This is a genomic window from Bradyrhizobium sp. Mp27, from assembly GCF_029953005.1.
Taxonomy (GTDB): Bacteria; Pseudomonadota; Alphaproteobacteria; order Rhizobiales; family Xanthobacteraceae; genus Bradyrhizobium; species Bradyrhizobium barranii.
In genome coordinates, this window is sequence record NZ_JASAUS010000312.1 from 1 (window position 1) to 4,649 (window position 4,649).

4 protein-coding genes and 2 pseudogenes are annotated in these 4,649 nt (G+C 56.6%); 5 read left to right on the forward strand and 1 reads right to left on the reverse strand.

The window, feature by feature from the left end; all coding sequences use genetic code 11:
* Window positions 1-349 precede the first annotated feature (349 nt).
* From QJT78_RS48655 to QJT78_RS48670, 4 genes and pseudogenes are all read left to right on the forward strand, one after another.
* On the forward strand, window positions 350-1,156 hold the full coding sequence (locus QJT78_RS48655; protein WP_011084471.1) for a hypothetical protein: 807 nt from the start codon (window positions 350-352) through the stop codon (window positions 1,154-1,156).
* A gap of 78 nt (window positions 1,157-1,234) precedes the next feature.
* Window positions 1,235-1,413 (forward strand): annotated as a pseudogene (locus tag QJT78_RS48660) (IS21 family transposase); the annotation flags it as partial.
* A 66-nt stretch (window positions 1,414-1,479) separates the two neighbouring features.
* Complete coding sequence (locus QJT78_RS48665) at window positions 1,480-2,475, forward strand: IS110 family transposase (protein ID WP_281460766.1); 996 nt, start codon at window positions 1,480-1,482, stop codon at window positions 2,473-2,475.
* A 385-nt stretch (window positions 2,476-2,860) separates the two neighbouring features.
* Window positions 2,861-3,061 carry a hypothetical protein gene (locus QJT78_RS48670; protein WP_035668701.1) on the forward strand — a complete coding sequence of 67 codons (201 nt, stop codon included), beginning with the start codon at window positions 2,861-2,863 and terminating at the stop codon, window positions 3,059-3,061.
* A gap of 58 nt (window positions 3,062-3,119) precedes the next feature.
* Here QJT78_RS48670 and QJT78_RS48675 read toward each other — a convergent pair whose 3' ends face one another.
* Entirely contained in the window at window positions 3,120-3,254 is a 135-nt protein-coding gene (locus tag QJT78_RS48675; RefSeq protein ID WP_257784499.1) for a hypothetical protein, read from the reverse strand.
* Between the two features lie 1,285 nt (window positions 3,255-4,539).
* On the opposite strand from QJT78_RS48675, the pseudogene QJT78_RS48680 reads away from it, so the two are divergent.
* Window positions 4,540-4,649 (forward strand): annotated as a pseudogene (locus QJT78_RS48680) (IS5/IS1182 family transposase); the annotation flags it as partial.

Below are 4,649 nucleotides of genomic sequence, written 5' to 3' on the forward strand. Positions count from 1 at the left end.
AAGCGCTATCGCCGACTCTCGACCTCTGAGAATCGCCTCCTTCGGCTCGGCGGTCGATTAAGTTGACGATGCCCCCTGATGAGCCAGAGCCTCCCTTCTCGAAAAGCCTGATCAGTCTCAAATTGTCTGACGACGGACAATCGTTGCCACTGTCTCAGCCAGGCTGCTGTCATCCGAAAGACGGCAAATCCGGGCGCGGGTCCACCCTTCTTCCCGAGCTCGTCAGCTTCTCGAAAGCCAACCTTCCTAGCATTCAAGCCCGGTCTCTAGATGCCGATGCCGCCCATGCTGAACTAGGGGGCCCGCTAGTGGATCTGCAGGAGATTTTGTTATCAGAAAGGAGAGCTTTATGGATTCCAATCGGATAAGCGGTGCCGGCGCGCAAGGGTCTCCAACGGGTTACGTCCGGACACAGGAGGATCATGATCTATTTAGGCAGGCCGCGAATGAAGCCCGGTCATTATCATCTGCCGGGCCTGTGTCGGCACAGACGCCGATTTGGCGTTCGAGCGCTCCATACGGAAGCTTTTCACGCGATGGCTACTCTTGGAACAACGACGTATGGGGCCCGCACCCTGGGCCTCAGACGATTTCGGTGAGTGCAGCCAACCGGTGGAGCGTGTGGTCGAACCAGCCCAATACTCCTGGCATCAAGAGCTATCCGCACGTGGCTTTCAATATCGGGAAACCGCTCAGCTCAATCAACACTCTGAGCTCGAGCTTCAATCAGGAAGTTCCCACTGGCGGCGCCTGGGATGTCGCCTACGATATCTGGGACAGCTCAGACCGACATGAGATAATGCTCTGGACAAACTACACCGGAAACTCGGACGGGAGCGGCAACGTTAAGCCCATTTCATATCATTATGCCCCTTCCGGTGCGGCGATTCCGGTCTACAGCAATGTCAATGTAGGCGGGGCGACTTGGAACGTGTTTGAAGGCGAAGGCTCCGATGGTCACAAGGTCATCTCATTGCTGCGCACTTCGAAGACCAACAGCGGGACAGTGGACATCAAGAGTATCCTGCAGTGGATCAAGTCGAAGGGGTACTTTGGCGACATAAACGTCGGTAGCGTCCAATACGGCGTCGAGATTACCTCGTCCCCGGGGGGAAAGAACTTCAATTTCAACAACTGGTCCGTGACTTCGAAGTGAAGTCCGCGCGGGCGGTAAGGTGAGCTGCGCTATGCCAATGAGCCACGCTGACTGACGGCCTTGGCTTGCCGCTCACATCCCGACCGCCACGATCCCGGCCTCAACCGAACCTATGCCGAGATGGCAAGCCATTACGGCACGGCCATCTCGCAGCCCGGCCGCGGCGCCCAAAAGATAAGGCAAAGGTCGAAGTTGCGGTGCAAGTCGCGCAGCGATGGATTTTGGCGCGGCTGCGCAACCAACGCTTCTTTTCGTTGGCGTGACCTGCCACTGAGCATTTCCTCCAGAAGGATTCAGAGTCCGCCCCGAAGAAGGACGGACAGATGAAGCGAGCAAGGTTCATGGAAGAGCAGATTATCGCAGTGTCGAAGGCGCATGAGGCCGGGGCGAAGACGGCCGACCTAGCTCGCAAGCACGGGGTCTCCGAAGCGACGATCTACAATTGGAAGGCCAGCTCGCAATGGTTGGCACGCAAGATCGCCGCGATGGGGCATACCGTCCGCATTATTCCGGCTCAATTCGTCAAGCCTTATGTAAAGTCCAACAAAAGTGACATCATCGATGCCGCAGCGATCGCGGAAGCAGTGACGCGACCAACAATGCGCTTCGTCGAAATACGGTCGCCCGAACACATTGACCTGCAAGCGCTGCATCGTGTTCGCGATAGGATGATTTCGCAACGGACGTGCCTCATAAATCAGATGCGCGCTTTTTGCCTTGAATATGGGATCGCTATTCACCAGGGCGCCGGCAAGTTCAAGGCAGATCTGCCGAGGGTTTTGGCAGATGAATCGAATGATCTAACGTCGGCCATGCGTCGCATTCTTGCATCTACATTCGACGAGCTGCGGCAGCTGGAGCTGCGGATTGCTGAAGTCAACCGCGAGATTGAGGCGATTGCCTCTCAAAGCGATACTGCACGTCGATTAATGACTATCCCGGGCATTGGGCCACTCGCGGCGACAGCGCTTTTGGCAGCAGCTGGATCTGCCCCACAGTTCAAAAAGGCCCGCGATATGGCAGCTTGGCTGGGTCTTGTTCCTAGAGAATACTCTACGGGAGGCAAAACGAAGCTCCTGGGGATAAGCAAGCGCGGCAACCGATATCTGCGCCGGATGATCATCCACGGCGCCCGCTCCTGCGTGACACATCTTGATCGCTCGCGATATCACCTTGGCGCCTGGCTTGATGGACTTCAGGCACGCATGCACACTAACAAGGTCACCGTCGCCTTGGCGGCAAAGATTGCGCGGATCGCATGGGTAGTGATGACTAAGCCCGGCGCAAGCTACGAACGGCGGGATCCGGCCTTTAGCTGATCCCGTTTGTTCCAGACTGCGACCCTACCGTACGGTCTGGGAGTAAAAGGGGTGCAAAAAAGGATTTCAATATCAACTAGATGTACAATCGAATCGGTCTTGAAGCGGAAGTCGGGTCATCGAGTCGTTCTTAAAGTCGCAATCGAGTCGTTCTCAAAACGCGAGCTCCAGGAATATCAACGGGATAGCCGAGTCGTTTTCAAAGTGGCCTCACACAAATATGTGCGAACACTTTGAAAACGACTCGATTTCGTTTTCGAATCGACTCGATCTCAGAACTCCCTGATCAGCCTGCCGAATGGGGTCCGAAAAAGTGAGGGGGTCTAATCAGCTTCGTCGCGTCTGCAACGCCTGCACCTCCCATCCAATCGCCATCGAGGACGACATGAAGCAGCCAGCATCGACGTTCGTGTTCCATGAACAGGAAGTCGCCGGCGTCGCGTTTCGCGCCATGGTCGAGACCGGACGCGTGGTGCTGCAGATGCAGAACTCGAGCGGTCGCGAGTCCAGTGTTGACCTCATCGCGAGGCATTCGCCCTGCCGTGTCTCTGCTACGCCGAAGATGGCTGGCAGCGTCGCGGCATGATTTCAGGCCCGCGGGCTGGGCCGTCTGTCACGACACCGCGCGCGAGCCACGTATGTTTCTAGGATACCTTCACTCCGACGACGTGCGCCTTCTGAACCACGAATTCGGCCTCCATCGAAGGAACTTCCTTGGTCATCAACTTCAGTTCAAGGATTCGATAGCTGGCCGGGCGCTGAAGCAGATCATGCTGCATGATCCGGTTCGCGCGGCCCTTTTCCGCAAGGCCGACGCGTCGCTGGATAACTGGGCCGAGCAAGTCGCTTCCGAAAAGCCGGCGTGCCCCACACGACTGGCGATCCAAAGACGCGAGCTTACTCGACTCGGGAAGCGTCCGAGGGAGGGTGTTTCCTCCCTTCGGCCATCACCTTATCCGTTGACCGTCGGCTACTTTTCTGACTCAATCAAGCCGTTTATGGACCGGTCTTAACAACCTCGGGGGCGGCATGGATTCGATCCTTCGCGTTCTGATGCCCTTCTTCGGGCCGAAGAACTATTCTGAGATGCTCTAGAAGAACGCTTTGGCGGATTTCTGGCTGACCTTAGCCTGCTCGTTCCTGGTGAGGTACGATCCTTGGATTAACGGTCTTTTCTTGCGAGTTGAGCATCTGCCCGGCGTCAAGGAATTCGCCACGGCTATTAAAGCTCCTGAGGTGAACGTGGGCGGCTTCGCGCTTGCTTTGCTGGTGCTCATCTTCAGCAGGGTCACCCGATTCCATGATCGGATTTCGGACATATTTAAGATCAGGGCGAGGTTCGACCGCGCTAACATCCTTCTCCCTCTGGCTGTCATGTCGGGTGCGCAGATGTCGGCCCGTCAGGTGGCAAATCTCAAACGCGACCGCCATCCCCTCGTGAGAGCGACGTTCTACAAATACGCGTCCAGCCGAAGCGAACATCCGCTCGTCGACAAGCACGACATCGAAAGCGCATTGGAGGCTTGGCACATATTGGGTTGCCTTGGAGTGGCTCTTCATACTCACAGGCTTCGCGGTCTTATCCGCCTTCGCCAGGGCAGCTTGGTTTCTGATCATTTTTTGGACCGCCTCGATGGCCGCGCTTCTATTTATGCATCTTCGGTATGGATTGCTGGAACGAAGGGCGGATCCCCAGATCCAACAGATAGCCGGGAATGCCGAGGCAAGTGCAGGCAACCGCCAAGCATTCACAGAGGCGGCCATCTGATGTGGTACAAGATCGGGAAGGATATCATCGTCCGGAGCGAAAACGCAGCCAAGCCGGAAACACAGAGTTCGGCCTATCTTAAGAAGCTGATCTCGCGTCTCGAGCCAATTCATTCCAGCTTCGACTTTGGCTGCGGCAAACTGCGTTACGAACGGGCAATAGCCAAAACCACCGGCGAACTTGCGTTGGTGGATTCGGAAGTGCAGCTTTCAAGGGGTCAAATGATCCGCGGTCGTTCGACCACCATCCGCGATTACGTCGGCAAATCAAATCACGTCCACGCCCTCACCGTGGGTGGCGAAGACGGCGTCGTACTGTCGCTCGACTCGACCTCGATTAAAGCTCACCGGTGTGCCTCCGGCGGAAAAGGGGGGAGCACAATCAAGCAATCGGCCGCTCGCGCGGA

What these genes read in the sequence shown, in the direction of transcription:
- QJT78_RS48655 (WP_011084471.1), top strand. Translation starts at nt 350, where the DNA reads ATGGATTCCAATCGGATAAGCGGTGCCGGCGCGCAAGGGTCTCCAACG.
- QJT78_RS48665 (WP_281460766.1), top strand. Translation starts at nt 1,480, where the DNA reads ATGAAGCGAGCAAGGTTCATGGAAGAGCAGATTATCGCAGTGTCGAAG.
- QJT78_RS48670 (WP_035668701.1), top strand. Translation starts at nt 2,861, where the DNA reads ATGAAGCAGCCAGCATCGACGTTCGTGTTCCATGAACAGGAAGTCGCC.
- QJT78_RS48675 (WP_257784499.1), bottom strand. Translation starts at nt 3,254, where the DNA reads ATGCAGCATGATCTGCTTCAGCGCCCGGCCAGCTATCGAATCCTTGAA.